Source organism: Bartonella sp. CM120XJJH (assembly GCF_042194715.1).
In the GTDB taxonomy this organism is placed as follows: Bacteria; Pseudomonadota; Alphaproteobacteria; order Rhizobiales; family Rhizobiaceae; genus Bartonella.
The window spans coordinates 1-547 of the sequence record NZ_JBHINE010000159.1; the positions used below are offsets into that span (position 1 = coordinate 1).

The window sequence follows — 547 nt, forward strand, 5'->3', positions numbered from 1 at the left end:
TAAATTAGCTGCTGAACAGACGAAATCTGGTTTTATTTCCGTATTAGCAACCCCTGGAACAGTTAAACGTGCTTATACAAATGAATTAATCAACTCTTTTGCTGGACAGTGTCATGTTCAGCTTGTGGGAAGTGAAAAGCTTGCTGGATTTGCTGAAAATTATTTACGGGGAAAATCTATCGATTCGAAAGAGATAAAGAAAGAAATCCTTCCATGTTTTGTGGAAAAAAATGGCAAATATACTGATATTATTGTTTTAGCCTGCACACATTATCCTTTTTTGATTAGCTTCTTTCGTGAACAAGCTTTATGGTCCGTTAAATGGATTGATCCAGCAAAAGCTATCGCTAAACATACCAGATCATTATTGCCATTGTCGGAAAAAATACAGCAGCAACCTGTAAAGAAATATCAAGATTTTGTGTTGCTAACATCAAAAAAGGTCACTTCTTCAACGGAGCGTTTATTAAAAGGATTTGGCTTAAAACTCATGAAAAGAGTTGACTTTGGGATACGAGATCAATAAAACTGTTCCAGCTTTTTCTTT

Annotated in this window: 1 pseudogene; it reads left to right on the forward strand. The window is 35.1% G+C overall.

From position 1 onward, the window contains the following. Positions 1–526, forward strand: a pseudogene (locus ACFIKU_RS10345) (glutamate racemase); the annotation flags it as partial. Positions 527–547 lie beyond the last annotated feature (21 nt).